Origin of the sequence: Amycolatopsis jejuensis, from assembly GCF_000717335.1 — a bacterium.
Lineage (GTDB): Bacteria > Actinomycetota > Actinomycetes > Mycobacteriales > Pseudonocardiaceae > Amycolatopsis > Amycolatopsis jejuensis.
The window spans coordinates 117,145-136,027 of record NZ_JNYZ01000027.1; the positions used below are offsets into that span (position 1 = coordinate 117,145).

Annotated in this window: 14 protein-coding genes and 1 pseudogene; 5 read left to right on the forward strand and 10 right to left on the reverse strand. The window is 70.1% G+C overall.

The genetic code is table 11. The features are described from left to right. Positions 1-15: 15 nt before the first annotated feature. Positions 16-1,425, forward strand: coding sequence for a DMT family transporter (locus tag OO71_RS52555; RefSeq protein WP_245633862.1), 1,410 nt, complete (start codon positions 16-18; stop codon positions 1,423-1,425). An 18-nt stretch (positions 1,426-1,443) separates the two neighbouring features. On the opposite strand, the gene OO71_RS32475 is transcribed toward OO71_RS52555, so the two are convergent. Then, positions 1,444-2,841 (reverse strand): class II fumarate hydratase, encoded by a 1,398-nt coding sequence (locus tag OO71_RS32475; RefSeq protein ID WP_156096676.1) that lies wholly within the window; start codon positions 2,839-2,841, stop codon positions 1,444-1,446. A 133-nt stretch (positions 2,842-2,974) separates the two neighbouring features. On the opposite strand from OO71_RS32475, the gene OO71_RS32480 reads away from it, so the two are divergent. Beyond that, positions 2,975-3,946 carry an NAD(P)/FAD-dependent oxidoreductase gene (locus OO71_RS32480; protein ID WP_033293774.1) on the forward strand — a complete coding sequence of 324 codons (972 nt, stop codon included), beginning with the start codon at positions 2,975-2,977 and terminating at the stop codon, positions 3,944-3,946. A 1-nt stretch (position 3,947) separates the two neighbouring features. Here OO71_RS32480 and OO71_RS32485 read toward each other — a convergent pair whose 3' ends face one another. The 6 genes and pseudogenes from OO71_RS32485 to OO71_RS32510 all read right to left on the reverse strand — a co-directional run. Beyond that, positions 3,948-4,700 carry a S1 family peptidase gene (locus tag OO71_RS32485; RefSeq protein ID WP_033293775.1) on the reverse strand — a complete coding sequence of 251 codons (753 nt, stop codon included), beginning with the start codon at positions 4,698-4,700 and terminating at the stop codon, positions 3,948-3,950. 19 nt (positions 4,701-4,719) lie between these two features. Further along, complete coding sequence (gene glpX, locus OO71_RS32490) at positions 4,720-5,778, reverse strand: class II fructose-bisphosphatase (RefSeq protein WP_033293776.1); 1,059 nt, start codon at positions 5,776-5,778, stop codon at positions 4,720-4,722. Positions 5,779-5,866: 88 nt separating this feature from the next. Then, positions 5,867-6,091, reverse strand: a complete 225-nt coding sequence (locus tag OO71_RS32495; protein ID WP_033293777.1) for an exodeoxyribonuclease VII small subunit — start codon at positions 6,089-6,091, stop codon at positions 5,867-5,869. Further along, complete coding sequence (locus OO71_RS32500; RefSeq protein WP_162186142.1) at positions 6,088-6,495, reverse strand: hypothetical protein; 408 nt, start codon at positions 6,493-6,495, stop codon at positions 6,088-6,090. Before OO71_RS32500 ends, OO71_RS32495 begins: the two co-directional genes overlap by 4 nt. Beyond that, positions 6,492-7,748 carry an exodeoxyribonuclease VII large subunit gene (xseA, locus tag OO71_RS32505; RefSeq protein ID WP_033293778.1) on the reverse strand — a complete coding sequence of 419 codons (1,257 nt, stop codon included), beginning with the start codon at positions 7,746-7,748 and terminating at the stop codon, positions 6,492-6,494. The genes OO71_RS32500 and xseA overlap by 4 nt, the downstream gene beginning before the upstream one ends. Before the next feature lie 566 nt (positions 7,749-8,314). Then, positions 8,315-8,941 (reverse strand): annotated as a pseudogene (locus tag OO71_RS32510) (lipid droplet-associated protein); the annotation flags it as partial. Between the two features lie 151 nt (positions 8,942-9,092). Here OO71_RS32510 and OO71_RS32515 point away from each other — a divergent pair. Beyond that, positions 9,093-10,103 (forward strand): 4-hydroxy-3-methylbut-2-enyl diphosphate reductase, encoded by a 1,011-nt coding sequence (locus tag OO71_RS32515; protein WP_033293779.1) that lies wholly within the window; start codon positions 9,093-9,095, stop codon positions 10,101-10,103. 312 nt (positions 10,104-10,415) lie between these two features. On the opposite strand, the gene OO71_RS32520 is transcribed toward OO71_RS32515, so the two are convergent. Beyond that, positions 10,416-11,303 (reverse strand): DUF6542 domain-containing protein, encoded by an 888-nt coding sequence (locus OO71_RS32520; protein ID WP_033293780.1) that lies wholly within the window; start codon positions 11,301-11,303, stop codon positions 10,416-10,418. A gap of 1,103 nt (positions 11,304-12,406) precedes the next feature. Then, positions 12,407-13,321, reverse strand: coding sequence for a DNA recombination protein RmuC (locus OO71_RS32525; RefSeq protein ID WP_033293781.1), 915 nt, complete (start codon positions 13,319-13,321; stop codon positions 12,407-12,409). Between the two features lie 219 nt (positions 13,322-13,540). On the opposite strand from OO71_RS32525, the gene OO71_RS32530 reads away from it, so the two are divergent. Next, positions 13,541-14,695 (forward strand): exonuclease SbcCD subunit D, encoded by a 1,155-nt coding sequence (locus OO71_RS32530; RefSeq protein WP_033293782.1) that lies wholly within the window; start codon positions 13,541-13,543, stop codon positions 14,693-14,695. Then, the gene (locus OO71_RS32535) at positions 14,692-17,655 is read left to right on the forward strand and encodes an AAA family ATPase (protein WP_033293783.1); all 2,964 of its coding nucleotides are present in this window, start codon (positions 14,692-14,694) and stop codon (positions 17,653-17,655) included. Before OO71_RS32530 ends, OO71_RS32535 begins: the two co-directional genes overlap by 4 nt. A gap of 714 nt (positions 17,656-18,369) precedes the next feature. On the opposite strand, the gene OO71_RS32540 is transcribed toward OO71_RS32535, so the two are convergent. Beyond that, positions 18,370-18,873, reverse strand: coding sequence for a methylated-DNA--[protein]-cysteine S-methyltransferase (locus OO71_RS32540; RefSeq protein WP_156096662.1), 504 nt, complete (start codon positions 18,871-18,873; stop codon positions 18,370-18,372). Positions 18,874-18,883: the final 10 nt, after the last annotated feature.

Consider the following 18,883-nt stretch of genomic DNA (forward strand, 5'->3'; position numbering starts at 1 on the left):
CCGACACTGGTCGGCGTGAAACGTGCAGTGGTGTTTTCGGGAGTGGTCGGCGCGGTGCTGGTCGGCGGATCGGTGCCGGTCACCGGCCTGCTCGACGGGTACCCGGTGATCACCGGGCAAGCCTTGCGGTACGCGCTGGGCGGCCTTCTCCTGCTCGGCTGGGCGAAGGTCCGGCGCAGCCCGCTGCCGCGGCCGCGGCTGGTCGACGTGCCGACGCTGTTCGGGCTCGCCGCCACCGGCATGATCGGGTTCCAGGCGTGCCTGCTGCTGGCGCAGCGCTATGCCGAACCCAGCGCGGTAGCTGCGTTCCTCGGCGCCAGCCCGCTCGTGCTGGCTCTGGTCGCACCACTGCTTGACGGTCGCCGTCCGTCCACGGCGCCGGTGGTCGGTGCGGTGCTGGCCGGGCTCGGCATCGTGCTGCTGTCCGGCGGTGGCTCGGCCTCCCCGGCGGGGCTGGCACTGGCTGCGCTGGCGATGCTGTGCGAGGCGTCGTTCACCCTGCTCGCGGTGGGGCTGTTGCGTCGGCTCGGCCCGCTTGCCACGTCCATGTGGAGCTGCTTCGCGGCCGCGGGCGGCGGCGCGATCGTCGGGACGGTGGCCGATCCTGGCGGGGCGTGGCGGTTGCCGGACGCGCGGGAACTCGTTGCGCTGCTTGTGCTTGCCGTGCTGGTGACGGCCGTGGCGTTCGTGCTCTGGTACAGCTGCGTGGTGGGTCTGGGTGCCGACCGTGCGGGTGTGCTGATCGGGCTGATGCCGGTGTCCGGGCTGGTGGTGGCGGTGCTGATCGGTGCGCAGCAGTTCGCGGTGGTGGACCTGGTGGGCGTCGCGCTGGTCGCTGCGGGTGTCGCATGTGGACTGCGGCCGGTGACGCCTGCGCACGCGGCCGCGGATGGTTCCGCGGAGGCTGAGCGGGTGGCGGTGCCGGAGGAGTGTGCGGCGACCGTGCCGGAGGTGCCTGTGGCGACCGCGCCGGAGGTGCCTGTGGCGACCGTGTTGCCGACGCCTGCGGCAACCGCGTTGCAGACGCCCGTGGCGACCGCGCTGCAGGTGCCTGTGGCGACCGCGCTGCAGACGCCCGTGGCAGCAGCGCAGGGGGCCGCGGCACCAGCAACGGAGCGACCCAGGGCAGCAGCAGCGCCGGAGGAGCGTAAGGCAACTGCGCCGCAGACCCCCGTGGCAGCGCCGCAGGCACCCGTGGCAGCAGCGCAAACGCCCGTGGCACCAGTGGCGCAGAGGCTCGTGGCACCAGTGGCGGAGCGGTCCGCGGCACCAGCGCCGCAAACGCCCATGGCGCCAGCGCCGGAGCGGCCCATCGCAGCGCTGCCCGACACGCCTCTGACGGCACCGTCGGACATGTCCGTGAAGGGAACCATGACGGAATCACATTCCCCCATGGTGGCCTTCACGGACCACCGCGCCCGATAAACGCGACGACCTCCGACGCTACTTGCCGCCGCGGGCCATGCGGAGGACGTCCAGGGCTTCGTCGAGCTGGGCTTCCGTCAGCTTGCCGTCGCGGACATAACCGCGCTCCAGCACGACCTCGCGGATTGTCTTGAGTTCCTTCAGTGCCTGCTTTGCCACCGCAGCGGCTTCCTCGTAGCCGATGTACTTGTTGAGCGGCGTGACGATCGACGGCGAGCCCTCGGCGTACTGTCGCGTGCGCTCGATGTTGGCCGTCACTCCGGCGAACACCTTGTCCGCCAACAGTCGCGACACGGCTGCGAGCAGGCGCGCCGATTCCAGGACATTGCGGGCGATCACCGGCAGGTTCACGTTGAGCTGGAAATTGCCTGCCGCGCCGGCGAAAGCGACTGCCGCGTCGTTGCCGACGACCTGCGCGACCACCTGCAACGTCGCCTCTGGGATCACCGGGTTGACCTTGCCCGGCATGATCGACGAGCCCGGCTGCAGGTCCGGCAGCGCCAGTTCGGCGAGCCCGGTGCGCGGGCCGGAACCCAGCCAGCGCAGGTCGTTCGCGATCTTGTTCAGCGACACCGCGACCGTGCGCAGGTGCCCGGACGTCTCGACCACGCTGTCCTGCGTTGCCTGCGCCTCGAAGTGGTCGCGTGCCTCGGTGAGCGGGAGGCCGGTGAGCTGCGCGAGCTCGGCCGCGACGGCGGCACCGAAGCCGTCCGGCGCGTTGAGTCCGGACCCGACCGCCGTGCCGCCGATCGGCAGTTCGCCCAGCCGCGGCAGGCCGGACTGCAGGCGCTCGATGCCGAACCGGATCTGTGCGGCCCACGCGCCCGCCTCCTGGCCGAGCGTGATCGGCACCGCGTCCATCAGGTGCGTGCGGCCGGACTTCACCACGTCCTGCCACTCTGCCGCGCGCGTCTCGATCACGCTCGCGAGGTGGTCCAGCGCCGGGATCACGTCCGTGAGAACGGCCTCGGTCGCGGCGACGTGGATTGTGGTCGGGAACGTGTCATTGGACGACTGCGACGCGTTGACCTGGTCGTTCGGGTGCACGTCGCGGCCGAGCGCGCGGGTGGCGAGCGTGGCGATGACCTCGTTCGCGTTCATGTTCGAGGATGTGCCCGACCCGGTCTGGAAGACGTCGATCGGGAAGTGCTCGTCGTGGCGGCCCTCGGCGACCTCGTCGGCGGCCTTGGCGATGGCTTCGGCGACGTCGGCGTCGAGGACGCCCAGCCGCGCGTTCACCCGGGCGGCGGCGGCCTTCAACAGGCCGAGCGCACGGATCTGGGCGCGCTCGAGACCGCGGCCGGAGATGGGGAAGTTCTCGACGGCACGCTGGGTCTGTGCCCGGTAGAGCGCGTCGGCCGGGACGCGGACCTCACCCATGGTGTCGTGTTCGATCCGATATTCCATACCTTCGATTCTGGCCCCGAACCACGCAAACGGCCCGGTGGCTTGCGCACGTCGGCCGGTACCCACCGGCGCCGGTCCGTACGAGGCTAGGATCGGCTGTGTTCTCGATCACCGCCACCCACCACTGGCATGGAGCGAGCCCATGGAGTTCGACGTCGTCGTCATCGGAGCCGGTCCCACCGGCCTCTTCGCCGCCTACTACGCGGGATTCCGCGGCCTGTCGATGGCCGTGGTCGACTCGCTGCCCGAACCGGGCGGCCAGGTCACCGCGATGTACCCGGAGAAGATGATCTACGACGTCGGCGGATTCGCCGCGATCAAAGGCCGCGATCTCGTGCAGGGCCTCGTGGACCAGGCCGCGCCGTGGCAGCCGCAATACCTGCTGGGCCGCAAGGCGGAGAAGCTGGAAAGCGTCGACGGCGGCCTCGAACTGACCCTCGACGGCGGCGACGTACTGCGCGCCGGCGCGGTGCTGATCACCGCGGGTATCGGCGAGTTCACGCCCCGCCCGCTGCCGGCCGGCGACGGCTGGCTCGGCCGCGGAATGGTCCACTTCGTGCCGTCGCTGGACGCGCACGCGGGCCAGCACGTGGTCGTCGTCGGCGGCGGTGATTCGGCGTTCGACTGGTGCCTCGCACTGCAGCCGGTCGCGGCGAGCGTGACGCTCGTGCACCGGCGCGCGAAGTTCCGGGCGGCCGAGTCGATTGTGCGGCAGGTACGGGAACTGGGCGTGCGGCTGGTCACCGACGCGGAGGTGTCGCGCTTCGTCGAAGCTCCGGATGGCGCCTTGACCGCGGTGGACGTCACGGTGAAGGGCGGCGAACCGGAGCAGCTGCGCGCGGACGCAGTGGTTGCGGCGCTGGGCTTTACCGCGGATCTGGGTCCGATCGAAAGCTGGGGCCTGGAAATCGACCACCGCGCAATCGCCGTCGATTCGACCATGGCGACGGCCCGCCCGCGCGTCTACGCGGCCGGGGACGTCGCGGCGTACCCGGGGAAAGTGAAGCTGATCGCAACGGGTTTCGGTGAAGCAGCAACCGCGGTGAACAATATCGCGGTGGCGCTGAATCCCGAAGCGCATTTGTTCCCTGGGCACTCCAGCAACGTCGAGTGAGTCAGCCGGTTTTCTCCGCGATCCACGGCTGATACGCCACCATCGACGTCGCGATCGACGGTGCCGTTCCGCATGTCGGCGAGCTGCTTCCGGCGCGGCTGACCACGCCGACGAGTGTCCACCGGTCCCCGTCGCGCATCAGTTCCGGGCCGCCGGAATCGCCGTAGCACGAACCTGATCCGCCGGGGCTTTCCGTGCACAGCTCGGATGTCCCGTCGAAGGCCGACGTGCATTTCGCGCCCTCGACCAGGTGGGTGTCGAGCTGCTGCAGTGACGTCGAGACCGGGCCGCAGTTCGGCGTCGCGCAGGTTTGGCCCCAGCCGATCACCCGGACTGCCGCGCCGGGGTCTGCCGTGCTGCCGAGAGCGAGGGGCGTGGCCTTGACCGGCGCGGACAGCCGGATCAGGCCGAGGTCACCGGTCTGCGTGGCGGTGTTGAAATGCGGGTGCAGCACGAATTCGGCCGCCTGCGGCGTTTCCCCGCCCTGCCCGGCGTCGTTGCTGCCGACGCGCAGCCCGACCTTCGCCGGGTCCTTTGCGGACAGGCAATGCGCCGCCGTGACCACCCAGGTCGGCGTGATCAGCGAACCGCCGCAGAACAGTGCGCCGGACGACGTGTGCAGCGAAACCGCGAACGGGTACGGCTGATCCGCCGGAGCGCCGCCGACGATCCCCGGCGCCGCTGACGCGCTGCCTGCTGCCCCCATCAGTCCCGTCAGGGCAACCAGCAGTAGCGCGATCAGCCGTTTCGGCACCGGGGAACTCCTTGCCAGGTCAGGGAAGCGGCGGAACCGCGCGGTCGTCGTCGTCGAGATCGAGGTTGCCGTCGAAGTTGATGGACGAGTACGCCCGCAGCTTCTCGAGCCGGTGGTAACCGTCGATCATTCTGACCGTCCCCGACTTGGACCGCATGACGATCGACTGCGTCGTCGCTCCACCGGCGCGGTAGTGCACGCCGCGCAGCAGGTCGCCGTCGGTGACGCCGGTGGCGCAGAAGAACACGTTGTCGCCGGTCACGAGGTCGTCGTTGAGCAGGATCCGGTCGAGATCGTGGCCCGCGGCGAGCGCCTTCTCGCGCTCGGCCTCGTCCTTCGGCCACAGCCGTCCCTGCAGCTCACCGCCGAGGCACTTCATCGCGCACGCGGCGATGATGCCTTCGGGCGTGCCGCCGATGCCGAGCAACATGTCGACACCGGTGGTCGGCCGGGCGGCGGCGATCGCACCCGCGACGTCGCCGTCGGAGATGAACCGGATCCGGGCGCCCGCCTCGCGGACCTCCTTCACCAGCTGCTCGTGCCGCGGCCGGTCGAGGATGCAGACCGTGACGTCGCTGACGCTGGAGTTCTTCGCCTTCGCGACGCGCCGGATGTTCTCCGCGACCGGGGCGGAGATGTCGACCTTGCCCGCTGCGTCCGGGCCGACGGCCAGCTTTTCCATGTAGAACACGGCGGACGGGTCGAACATCGCGCCGCGCTCGGCGACGGCGAGTACGGCCAGCGCGTTCGGCATCCCCTTGGCCATCAGCGTGGTGCCGTCGACGGGGTCGACCGCGACGTCACAGTCCGGACCGTCGCCGTTGCCGACCTCCTCGCCGTTGAACAGCATCGGCGCTTCGTCCTTCTCACCTTCGCCGATCACGACGACGCCGCGCATCGAGACAGTGGAGACAAGCTGGCGCATCGCGTCGACGGCCGCTCCGTCGCCACCGATCTTGTCGCCACGGCCGACCCAGCGGCCGGCGGCCATGGCGGCCGCTTCGGTGACGCGTACCAGTTCCATGGCGAGGTTGCGGTCGGGCGCTTCGCGTCGGCTGCGGTCGCTGGCGGTGGTCATGGTGGCCTCCCGGAACACGGTTCGTCGGCGGGTGCCCAGTCTGTCAGATCGCCGCGTCACCTGACCGATTCAGTCAGCATGGTGCACGTCACTCTGCGTCGTCGTCGGTCTCCACCGAGGCCAGCGCCGCCTCGATCCGCTCGCGCGCGCCCTCCAGATGCCGCTCGCACACCTTCGCGAGCTGCTCGCCCTTCTCCCACAGCTCGAGCGACTGCTCCAGGGACAATCCGCCCGCTTCGAGTTCCTTCACGACCTCGACGAGCTGGTCGCGGGCCTGCTCGTAGCCGAGTCCGGCGGGGTTTGCTTGGCTCACGCTCGACGTTCTCCGACCTTCCGGTGCACGGGGCTGTGCGCGCAGACTACCGCGCTCGCCATCGCGTGGTCGTAGCCGACGAATGCCAGCGCGAACTCCTGCCCGTCACCGTCTGCGATCGCGTCCTCGAGGTTCTCCTGCGCACTCGCCACCCGACGCCGGTGCCCGGCCCCTTCGGCCACCCACCACCGTGCTCCGACGTGCTCGGACGTCGCCTCCGACAGCCTCCGCAACTGTGGTGCCAAACCTCGCCGAGCAGCCGTTCCACAGCCCGCGAGCAACGCGGTCCAGCACTCGCCGGCTGCGCGATCGGTGGCGAGCGCCTGCCGGAGCAGGGGATCGGCGCCGAGCCGGGCGGCGGCGTCGACCGTGAGCGGGAGAAATGCCGGGGCCTGCTGGATCACGGCCGGTCTCCTTCCGCAGTCGGTTCGACGGACTTGGTGATGGCCTGGGCCGCCCCGTCGGCGACCCGCACGCGCAGCTGCGCTCCGTCCTCGATCTGGGAGACGGACCGGAGTACCTGGAGGTTGCCTGCGGAATCGGAGAACTGGACGACCGCGTAGCCGCGCGCCATCGTGGCGGCCGGGCCGAGCGCGGTCAGCTTGCCCCGCGCGTTCGCGACCTCGGCCTGGTCTTTGGCGAGCAACCCGAGCATGGCGCGACGGCCCCGCTCGCGGTGCATTTCGACGTCGTCGAGGCGGCGCTGGACCGGCCCGAGCGGGTCGGCAAGCGACGGACGGCTGCGCAACTGGGTCAGCAGCCGCGTCTCCCGGTCGACCCAGCCGTGCAGCGCGCGTCGGCCACGGTCACGCATCTGCCGTACGCGGGCGGTTTCCTCGCGCACGTCCGGCACGATGCGCTTGCTCGCGTCGGTCGGGGTGGAACAGCGCAGGTCGGCGACGTGGTCGAGCAGCGGGGTGTCCGGCTCGTGCCCGATGGCGCTGACGATCGGCGTACCCGCGGCCGCGACCGCCCGGCACAGCGCTTCGTCGGAAAACGGCAGCAGATCCTCGACGCTGCCACCGCCGCGGGCGATCACGATCACGTCGACGTCCGGGTCTCTGTCCAGTGTGGACAGTGCGCGCAGTATCTGCGGCACGGCTTGCGGACCTTGGACGGCGGTGTTGACGACCTTGAACAACACGTGCGGCCAGCGGGCTTGGGCGTTCACGAGCACGTCGCGCTCGGCCGCCGAAGCACGTCCGGTGATCAGCCCGATTCCCTTGGGCAGAAAGGGAACCGGCCGTTTGCGCTCGCGGGCGAACAACCCTTCGGCGGCAAGCAGCTTCCGCAGCCGCTCGATGCGCGCGAGCAGTTCGCCGATGCCGACCGCGCGGATCTGGTCGGCGCGCAGGGACAAGGTGCCACGGCCGAAGAAGTACGACGGCTTCGCGTGGATGACCACGCGGTCGCCTTCGCGCAACGGCGTCGCGAGTTCGCGCACGAGCCACATCGGGCAGGTGACGGACATCGAGACGTCCGCCGACGGATCGCGCAGGGTCAGGAACGCAGTCTGCGTACCGGGACGCGCGCTGATCTGCGTGACCTGGCCTTCGACCCAGACGTCGCCGAGCCGGTGGATCCAGTCGCCGATCTTGCGCGCGACGGTGCGGACGGGCCAGGGATGCTCCGCGCTGGTGGTGGGGTCGCTGCTCACTGGCCTTCCGCGGGGTCGGCGGGCTGTTCGGGGCTGGGGTTCTTGGTGGTGGAGTTACTGGTGTTGCGCTCGTTGCTGGTGGCGGGCTTGTTCTTGCCGGGCTTGTTCGTGTCGGGCTCGGTGATGGTGGGCTTGCTGGTGCCGGACTCGCTTGTGCCGGGCTCGGCGGTGCTGGGCTTGCTGACGGTCGAGTTGTTGGCGCCGGGCTTGTTCGTGTCGGGATTGCTGGTGCCGGACTCACTCGTACCGCTCTCGGCGGTGCTGGGCTTGCTGACGGTCGGCTTGGTCGTGTCGGGCTTGCTGGCGTCGGAAGAACTCGGGCCGGGCTCGGTGGTGTCAGGCTTGCCGACGGCCGACTTGCTGGTGCCGAGCTGGGTGACGTCGTGCGTGCTGGGGTCGGACTCGCTCGGGCCAGGCTCGGTGACGCCGTCCGATTCGCCGATGCCAGACTCGCTGGCACGGGATCGGTGCGCGACGGCAGCTTCGGCCGCGCCCGGCTCGACCGAGCTGGCCCGCTGCGTCATGTGGTGCTCGTCGCCAGGGCCAGCCCCGCCCGGTAGCGCCGCGTCGGACTCGCCTGGCTGCTCATCCGCCTTGCGCGCGTTCCCGATCCGCCGGGCGAGCATGCCCACGAACGACGCGCGGTCGGCGTTGGCCTTCTCGTACTCCAGCAATTCCTCCAGCTGCGGCACGGTCAACCGGCGCAGGCGGGCGCGCAGTTGCGGCAGCGTGAGGTCGTCGTAGGTGGTGAGGCCGGCGGGACCGCCGCTGTCGTTCTCGCCCTCGGCGTGTTCCTCGGCGAGCGCCCGGGTCTCCTCGACCCACGGGTCGTCGACGGGGTCCTCGGTTGCGGAGAAGTCCGGCGGCGGGGTGCGGTGGCCGTTGGTGCGCGGCTCGGGCAGGTCGTCGACCGGGACGAGCTTCGGCCGGGACGGGGGGAGGTCGGGCTCGGCGTCCTCGTCGAAGGTGGCCCAGCTGGGCGTGTCCTCGACGGGACGCAGCATCGACAGTGCGTCGTCGCCCTTGATGGCCAGTTCGGTGACCTGCTGCTGGACGCGCATGGACAGCTGCAGTACCTGGCTCACGACGGTGACCGGCAGGCCGGTGAGCTGCTTCGGGAGCTCACGAACCCGTTCGGCGGTGGTGACGGCAAGGCCCGCGGCGACCCGGAGGGGGAGCGGGAGTGGCTTCATGGGGTCGAGCTTGCCGTATCAGGGCCGTCCTGCCCAACCGAACGGGTGGCCGACCACACTCGACGTGACTCCCGGCACAGCCCGAACGGCCTACCTGGTCATCCGAAAGAGGACTTCAAACCCGAACCGGCATAGCCCGTACCCTGGAGGCATGACTTCTGCGAGTCCCGGAACCGATCCCGCCGGTACCCCGACGATCACCCGGTCCGGCGCCGCCAAACGCGTGCTGCTCGCGAAGCCGCGCGGGTACTGCGCCGGCGTGGACCGCGCGGTCGTCGCTGTCGAGAAGGCACTGGAGCTGTACGGGCCGCCGGTGTACGTGCGCAAGGAGATCGTGCACAACCGGCACGTGGTCGACACCCTGCGGGAACGTGGCGCGATTTTCGTCGAGGAAACGTCCGAGGTACCCGAGGGTGCGCTGGTCGTGTTCTCGGCGCACGGCGTTTCGCCCGCGGTGCACGCCGAGGCCGGGGAACGGAACCTGCGCACCATCGACGCCACCTGCCCGCTGGTCACCAAGGTGCACAAAGAGGTCAACCGTTTTGCCAAGGACGATTACGACATCCTCCTGATCGGCCACGAAGGCCACGAGGAGGTCGAGGGCACGGCGGGTGAGGCGCCGGACAAGGTCCAGCTGGTCGACAAGGCCGAGGACGTCGACAAGGTCGACGTGCGCGATCCGTCCAAGGTGATCTGGCTGTCGCAGACGACGCTGTCCGTCGACGAGACGATGGAACGCGTCGACCAGCTCCGCGAACGCTTCCCCGGCCTGGCCGACCCGCCGAGCGACGACATTTGTTACGCCACCACCAACCGTCAGGTCGCGGTCAAGGCGATGGCTCCGGAATGTGATCTGGTGCTGGTGGTCGGCTCGACGAACTCGTCGAACTCCAAGCGCCTGGTGGAGGTCGCGCTGAAGGCGGGCGCGCGGTCGTCGCACCTGATCGACTTCGCCCGCGAGGTGGACGAAGCCTGGCTGGAAGGGGTGTCGACGGTCGGGGTGACGTCGGGCGCTTCGGTGCCGGACATTCTGGTGATGGACCTGCTGAAGTGGCTGGCCGACCGAGGCTACGGCCAGGTGGACGAAGTCACGACGGCGAACGAGAAGATCGCTTTCGCGCTGCCGAAGGAGCTGCGGAAGGCGACGAAGCCGGAGCAGTGATCCGCTCGGCTGGTTTGGTGGTCTAAACCACCTTGGGTACCCGTTCGATGGGTTCGCGGTCGACAGGGCTTGCCAGACAAGCAAAGTACCGACCTCGACGCCTGACAGTCTTTCCGGCGCTGAGTTCGCTCGCCCCGCCTACCGCAGCCGTTTGCCTGGCTGCTGGCGACCCCGGTGAACCTCGCCGTGGGCGTGCTCAAGATGCCGACGCTTTGCCTGCCTGGAATTTGACCGGTCGATGATCGTCAGGCATGAGGCTTCGTCATCGCGGGCCTTCGGGGATCGGGCTTTGTCGTCGCGGGCCTTCGGCGATCAGGCTTCGTCGTCCCAAGGTCGTTGGCGCCGCGGAGGTTCGCGTCGTGGCGGACGTGGGCGGCCGGGTGGCGGTTCGTCGGCGCGCGGCCGTCGGCGCGGCGGCGGCGTGTCACCCCGCGGGTCGCGACGGCGTGGGTCGCCCTCCGGCGGACGCGGCCGACGCCCCTCCGGCGGAGGCTTACGCCCGCCACGGACGTTCGGGTCGGCCGCTTCCCGCCGCGGGCGCGCGCCGGGGTCGGCCGGTGGCCGCGGACGCCGGACCGGCGGAGCGTCGAGGTCCCCATCGCGCGCCGGACGACGCCGGTTGCCCGGCGGAGGCGTCTGCCCGGTACGACCGGCAGGCGTCCGAGGGCGGGACCGTCCGGCTGCGTCGTCATCGCCGCGCTCGCGTGGCGGCTTGCCGTCCTTGAGCTTGACCGGTGCGTCCGGATCGCGCTCGCGGTAAATGCGGAAAAACCCGAACAGCAATGTGACGCCGGTGGTGACCGCCATCGTCGGGAACCCGTTGATGAGCGGAGTCCCGATGTTGAGCAGCTTCGACAGCGTGTCACTGCCGCCGGCGCCACCGCCGGTCAGCAGCACGACCCCCGGCACCGTGACGGCGAGCACCAGCGGCGGCTGCACCATCGGACCGAACAGAGCGCGTCTCTGCACCGCGCCGACCGCGATCACGGCCCCGAGGAAGTACCCCGCCTTGAAGACGAAATCGAGGCTGCCCCTGGTCTTCTCGTCGATGATGGCGCCGAGCACTGCCAAGCCGAAGCCCACGAGCACAGCCGCCCACCAGGGCAAACCACGCCTCGTGCCGACGGCGAGACGCTCGTCCCAGGGTACGGGAGCGTCTTCGGCATCGGGATCGCTCTGGCGATCGCGTATCGCGGTCACGACGCACACCGTAGCCCGTACTTGTCACGATCCTGTTGGCACTGCCGAGGACAGCACTGAGCAGCCACTCGACCGTATGACATTTCGCTCGGTCGAGCGGTACTCCCGGTGCGGCCGCCACGTCCACTTCCACCGGACGGGGAGCCCGTGGACCAGACCTCTGACCAGCGGTGATACCGGCGGTATGCAGCACGTGCCCGTCCCACGGCCCGGGACCGGCCCAGGCTATGTCACGACCGTCCGGACCGGACGGAGGCGTCGCCGGTCATGTCCCGGAACATTCGCCGCCCCGGAACTCGACCGGGACCTGACGACCCGGTGAACGCCCAACCGTCCGAGACCTTGCCCGCACGATGCCGGAATCATGCCCTTTCGACCGCTCGCTCGGCTGTGCCCCAATACGTGCACCTCCATGCGTTCTAGGCCATACGGCCTCCTCTGCCGCTGTCGTTGACTGCCCCTCGTACTCTGTCGGACTCTGTCCGAGCGTGGGCAGCATCGAGCTTGACGCGCCACGGCGATGCCGCAGGCGAGGTCACCCGCCACCCGAGGCTTCATGGGCGTTGGCCGCACCTCCAGCCTGTCCGCCGTCACGGCTGACTGGGCCCGTCGTCGCGGGGGCGTTGGCCCGGCATCGGCTGCTCAGTCACTCACCGGCGGTCAGCAGCCACTCGCTGATCAGCCACTCACCAACGAGCCAGCCGACTTAGCCAGCGAACCCGACTGTTGCCCTCGAGCCGAGCCCTCGAGCCCGGCCTGCGAACCCGAGTGTTGCCCTCGAGCCGAGCCCTCGAGCCCGTTTGCGCCACCGAGCCCAGCCCGCGAGCCCGACTGCGCCAACGAGTCGACTGCGTCAACCAACCCGACCGCACCAGCGAACCGATAGCCCGCTACACCCGCGAACGACGCCAATCGACCACGGCACAAACGGAGCCGCCGGCGCGCCTACGAATGGACACAACAGACCGCGCCCAACAAGACAGCCAATCGTCACACCGTGAACGGAGCCAACCGCTGCGCCTCAGATCGACAACAACCGCCGGACCGCGCCCGCCGACTGTCCAATCACGACTGTCAAGGACCGCAACCATCGCGCCACAGCCTCAACCAGCTGCCACTTCGTCTCCCCTCCGGAGCTGCGGTACGGGCGCCGGACTGCCGGACGCGTCGGTCAACGGCGTCACCGTCGCACGGAACGCCTCGAGCGCCTCGAGCTCACGACGCCGAGCCGAGACGAAGCGCTGAAGATGCGTCGTGGACAGGTTCAGCGCGTCGACCGCGTTGCCCGCGGCCCGGTGCGCGGCGGCGGCGCCCGCACGCACTTGCTCGACGTCCTCGACGAGCGCCCGGTCGCTGGCGGCGAACAGCGCCGCTGACGCCAGTACTCCGAATCCCGTGGGGCCACACAGGAACACCCGCCGGTCGATGAGCCAGCGCAGCAGTTCGGGATCGGTGTCGAGCGCGGCCACCACGGCCGCGTCGGACGGTACGAACATGATGGTGCCGTAGATCGCGTCGGCCCAGCGTTGGTAGCCCTTGCCCGCCAGCTCCGCCGCGCGAGAGCGCAGCTGCCGGACATGGACGCGCAACGCGTCGAGGCGTTCGTCCGGATCGTCGGTTTCGACGGCCTCTGCCCAAGTGGCCATGCTCGCCTTGGCATCGACCGGAACCGCCCGGCCGCCGCCGACATTGAGCACCAGATCGGGTTTAACGCTCCCGCCGCCGGCCAGATCGGTCTGCAGGGTGAAGTGCAGTCCCTCCCGCAGCCCGAGTGCCCGCGCGGTTTCCGCCAGCACCTGTTCACCGAGTTCGCCGCGGCCATGGATGGACGCGAACGCCACCTCGTACCGGCGCAGCGCGAGCTGTTGCTGGTCGCCCTTCGCGCGCTCCGCCGCCACGAGCCGTGCAGCCGCGTCAGCCCGTCGCATTCCGTCGTTGTACAGCCGCCACAACACGGCGACCGCGACGCACAGGATGAGCGCGAGCACGACGGCCGCGGTGGTGATCACCGTCTCCACCCGGTCCTCCTCTCCGTCGGGGTGTTCGGACGCTCGACATCATGGCGGACCACACCGACAAAAAACGGGACCCGCGGTCGCGCTGTGTAGCTGACCTGCGACTTCACTGATTCGGGGCTGGGCGTGTCCGGACGCCTCGATCGGCTTCGTACACACGTTCGAGTGGAGCATCGGCGAGTCTCCGGCATTTGGTCGGGGTCTGCTCCTAACGTGGTCGCTGTGAGACTCCTCCATACTTCCGACTGGCACATCGGCCGCACGTTCCACGGCGCCGATCTGCTCACCGAACAGGAGGCTGCCTTCACGTACATCGCCGAACTCGTCGACCGCGAGTCGGTCGACGTCGTGGTGGTGGCCGGTGACATCTACGACCGGGCGGTGCCGTCCGCCGAGGCCGTCCGCGTGGCCACGGCCGCGCTCGCCCGTATCCGCCGGGCCGGCGCGGAACTCGTGATTACGCCCGGCAACCACGACTCGGCAGCACGGCTGGGTGCGTTCGCCGACTTTGCCGCAGCAGGCGGGCTGCACATCCGCGCGACCATTGAGGGACTTGCAGAACCCGTTGTGCTGCAAGACGAACACGGTGCCGTGGCCGTCTACGGCATCCCGTATCTCGAACCCGAGCCGTCACGGCACGCGCTGGGCGTGCCGGAGGCCCGCGGCCACACCGGTGTGCTCGGTGAGGCGATGCGGCGGGTGCGCGACGACCTGGCTGCTCGCCCGGGCACGCGATCGGTCGTACTGGCGCACGCTTTCGTCACCGGCGGCGAGGCGAGCGAGTCGGAGCGCACGATTGCGGTGGGCGGGGTCGAACAGGTCCCCGGCTCCGTGTTCGACGGGGTGGACTACGTCGCACTCGGCCACCTGCATGGTCCGCAGACGCTCGCGGAGCATTTGCGGTATTCCGGAAGTCCGTTGGCATACTCGTTTTCCGAGGCCCGGCAACGGAAGTCGGTGTGGCTCGTGGATCTCGACGACGCCGGGCTCGCCCAGGTCCGCCGCCACGAGCTGCCGGTGCCACGTCCGCTTGCGACACTCGGCGGCGAGCTGGCCGCGCTGCTCTCCGAGCCGGAGCACGAGCAGTGGCGCGACCATTTCCTGTCGGTCACGATCACCGACCGGGTCCGGCCGGTCGATGCCATGCGCTTGCTGCGGGAGCGGTTTCCCTATGCGGTGCAAATGGATTGGCGACCGGACGGCGGTGTCACCGGCACGGACCTGAAGTACGCCGAAGCGGTCCGCGGCCGCAGCGACATCGAGATCGCGCGCAGCTTTCTCGACGACTGCCGCGGTGCCCCACCGACCGAGCGCGAGGAACGGCTCGTGTATCTCGCGCTCGAAGCGGCCAACCGGGCGGCGGTGGCGAAGCTGTGAGACTGCATCTGCTGGAGGTGGAAGCCTTCGGCCCGTACGCGGGCAGGGAGGTGGTCGATTTCGACGCGCTCGGCGCCGACGGCCTTTTCCTTCTGCACGGCGACACCGGCGCAGGCAAGACCACGCTGCTCGACGCGATTGCGTTCGCGTTGTTCGGTGTGGTCCCGGGCGCGCGCGGCGACGTCAAGCGGTTGCGGTGCGATCTGGCCGAGCCCGAGCGTCTCACGGAGGTCGTGCTGGAGCTGACCGTGCAGGGTCAGCGGCTGCGGATCGTACGCAGCCCGGAGTACCAGCGGCCGAAGAAACGCGGTGGCGGATCCACGACGCAGCAGGCTCGGGTTTCGCTGACGTGGATCGGTGAACCACCCGCGGGGTTGCCGCCCGACGGGATCATCCGCATCGACGAGGTGGCGCGCACCGTCGAGCGGCTGCTGGGTATGACGGCTCCGCAGTTCTTCCAGGTCGTGCTGCTGCCGCAGGGAGAGTTCGCGAAGTTCCTGCGCAGCGATACGACGGAACGCGAAAAGCTGCTGGAACGGTTGTTCGGCACGGAGCGATTCTCCGATGTCGAACGCTGGTTTGCCGATCTGCGCGCGGAACGCGGCCGGGCATGGGAGAAGCGGCAGCAGGAAGTCCGGGAGCTGGTCGCGCGCTACGCACAGCAAGCCCAGCAGGAGCCGCCGGAAAGCGAGCAGGCGGAGTGGGTCGAGGCGGTGCTGGCCGAGGTCGCTGCCAAGGCCGAAGCGGCGGAAACCGAGGCAGCGCAAGCACGTTCGGCAACGAAGAAAGCCGATGTCGCCTTGCGCGAGGCCGAAGAGGACGCGGAGAAGGTCCGCCGAGTCCGCACCGCGCACACGAGGCTGGCGCACATCGTTGAGCAGACAGGCGAACGGGCCGAGTGGACCGCAGAAATCGCGGTCGCCCGGCGGGCAGCAGCGGTGGTGCCCGAAACGGAGCTGATGGATCGGCGCACGACCGAGCTCAGTGATGCACAGGTGCTCGAAGCCGACCGCATCCGGGACCTCGCCGATCTGGGGTTCGACGCGGTCGGATTGGCCGTCGCTGACCTCCGCGAACGCGCTGGTTCCGTCCGTGAGGAGGCGGGCGCGCTCGCCGAACTGGCTGCCGAGGCCGCACAACAGCAGACGGACGAGGATCGGCGCGCTGAACGACAAACGGCGGCTGGTGCGGTAACCGAGCGAATTGCCGCGCTCGCTGAGCGGTTGACGGAGTTGCCCACTCTGGTCGCGGCTGCGCGTACCGAGGCGACAGCGGCCGGGGAAGCGGCAGCGAAACTGGACGGTGCCAAAGCGCGGGTGGATGAGCTGACGGCGCTCAGCCGCGCTGCCGGGGAGCTGCCGCCGGCCGAGGCCCGGGTCGTGCGGGGCGAGGCAAAGCTGAGCGAGGTGGTCGACGCACACCAAGAGGCTCGGCAGCGCCGCCTCGACCTTCGGGAACGGCGGCTCGAAGGAATGGCGGCCGAGCTGGCGGCCGGGTTGGTCGCGGGCGATGCCTGCCCCGTGTGCGGGTCGGCCGATCATCCGGCGCCGGCCAACCACGAGGCGCCACTTGTGGACGCGGCCGAAGAACGGGCTGCAGAAGAGACTGAGCAGAAAGCGTCTGCGTTGCGTCAGCGAGTGGTGTCCGCGCTGGAGGAAGCGAAGGCTCGCGTGGCCTCCTTGCACGAACGGCTGGACGGGCGCACAGCGGAGGATGTCGCGGCTGCGCTCGTCGAGGCCAAGACGTCGGTCGTAGAGCTCGCCGGGCAGGCACAGCGGAAGGAACAGCTCAACCGGAAGGTCGCCGAGCTGGAGCGCGATGCGGAGCAGCTGGTCGAACAGCGCCGCCTGGCCGAGCAGGCAGCGACGACGGCGTCCAGCGAGATCCGGGCCTTGGACGAGCGGATGGCCGAACGGGAACAGCGGTTACTCGCGGGCAGGGGCGAGTTCCCCGACGTTCCGGCGCGGCGGCAGCATCTGCTCACCTTCGCCGGCGCGCTCGACGCTGCGGCCGAGGCGCAATCCGCAGTGTCCGGAGCGGAAACCCGGCTTGCCGAGCAACGGGATCTGGTGGAGATTTCTTTGCACGCCAAGGGGTTCTCCGCCCTTGAGGAGATGCGCGCGGCAGTACGCACTGACGAGCAGATCGCGAAGCTCGAGCAGGGCCTCGCGGACGCCGAGGCAACCGCGGCGGGCGCACGCGAGATGCTCGCGCAACCCGAGCTGTTCGGGATCGGGCCGGACGACGTCGTCGAGGTCGCGCCCCTGGCTGAGACCGCGAAGGCCGCACGTGCTCGAGCGGACACGGCTTTCGCTGCCCAGCAAGCGATTTCCGCGCAACACCGGGAGCTGGTGAAGCTGGCCGGACGCTTGGGCACCGCGCTTTCGGAGCTGGGGCCGGTGGAACAGGAGTACGACGAGCTACGCGCACTGTCCGAAGTGGTCAATGGGCGAGGGCAGAACGCGCGGAAGATGTCCTTGCGCTCGTATGTCCTCGCGGCCCGGCTCGAGGAGGTCGCGCTCGCGGCGACCGCGCGGCTGCGGACGATGAGCCAGGGCCGGTACTCATTCGTGCACTCGGACGCAGCCGGCGCCCGCGGCACGCGAGGCGGCCTGGGGCTGGACGTGCTGGACGACTACTCCGGCTCGATCCGCCCGGCCAAAACCTTGTCCGGCGGCGAATCGTTCCTCGCGTCGCTGTCGTTGGCGCTGGGGCTGGCCGACGTAGTCGCCGGTGAGACCGGCGGCGCGCTGCTCGACACCCTCTTCGTCGACGAGGGCTTCGGCACCCTCGACGCCGAAACGCTCGACGTGGTGATGAACATCCTCGACGAACTCCGCGCCGGCGGTCGCGTGGTGGGCCTGGTGTCGCACGTCGAGGAACTCCGCCAGCGCATCCCCACCCGGCTGCGCGTGCGGAAGTCCCGAACCGGTTCGAGAGTGGAACTCCAGATGGCCTGACGACCTCAGCGCGAGCCGCTGAACACCACCGGCTCGATGGATGCCCCTGACTGGACACCAGCGCCGACTTCCGGGCCGCAGAGTGGCGCCGCCTTGCGGGGCCGGGCCGACGTCAGGTTGCAGGCGTGGCGCCGTGTTCCGGGGACGGGGACGGGGCCGGGACGGCTGCGGGTTGCAGGCGTGGCGCCGTCTGTCGGGATCGGGTCGGCCCTGGGGTTGCAGGGCGGCGCCGTCTGCCGGGAGTGAGTCGGCCCCGGGTTGCAGGGCCGGGCCGCCTTCCGGGGATCGGGTTGGCCCGGGGCGCCACGCGTGCCGTGTGTTCGTCGGGGCGACGATGGTTCGCCCGGGCTGACCGTGGCCCGTCCGAGCGTGGTCCGGCGGCCTGCGAACCGAGCCTGGTCCGGCGGCCTGCGGCCGAGCTTCGTCCGGAGGCGGCCTGCGGCCGAGCGTTGGCCCGGCTGCACGCGGCCGAGCGCCACCCGACTGTTGGCGGCTGACCGCGTGGTCAGCCCGAGCTTCGTCGGGCGGCCTGTGGCCGAGCGTGGTCCGGTCCGTCGGCCTGTGGCCGAGCGCCACCCGACTGTTGGCGGCTGACCCCATGGTCAGGCCGAGCGTGGTCCGGCGGCCTGCGGCTGACCGTGGCCGGGCTGCGCGCGGCCGAGCGCCGCCCGACTGGAGGCGGCCGAGCGTTGGCCCGACTGCGCGCGGCCGGAGTCAGGCGGGTTCCTCGTGGTGCAGGAGCCAGCGCTTGACGTCGACGCCCCAGCGGAAGTTGCCGATTGCTCCGCCGGTGCGGACCACGCGGTGGCAGGGTACGAACAGGGCCGCGGCGTTGCGGGCGCACGCCGACGCTGCCGCGCGGACTGCGGACGGGTTGCCGGTGAGTGCGGCGTACTCGGCGTAGCTCACCGGGCTGCCGGCCGGGACCTTGCGCAGCATCTCCCACGCGTGCTCGCGGAATGGGCCCGAACGCTGGCGTACCTCGACGTCCGCGACGACGTCCAGGTTGCCGCCGTGGTAGCTGCGGATGGCCTTCGTCACGGGGCCCAGGTCACGGCGTTCGGTGAGTGTCGACGGGGTCAGGGACGGGGAGATGAGGGGCGTCAACTCGGTGACGTCGCCTGTCCAGCCGGAGGCCAGTACCGCGCCGTCGCCGGAAACTACGGCGGTGAACGGGCCGATGTGGGTGTCCATTGTGGACCAGAAAGCGGTGGGCACGGGGGAAGGA

What these genes read in the sequence shown, in the direction of transcription:
- OO71_RS32515 (WP_033293779.1), top strand. Translation starts at nt 9,093, where the DNA reads ATGACTTCTGCGAGTCCCGGAACCGATCCCGCCGGTACCCCGACGATC.
- glpX (WP_033293776.1), bottom strand. Translation starts at nt 5,778, where the DNA reads ATGACCACCGCCAGCGACCGCAGCCGACGCGAAGCGCCCGACCGCAAC.
- OO71_RS32480 (WP_033293774.1), top strand. Translation starts at nt 2,975, where the DNA reads ATGGAGTTCGACGTCGTCGTCATCGGAGCCGGTCCCACCGGCCTCTTC.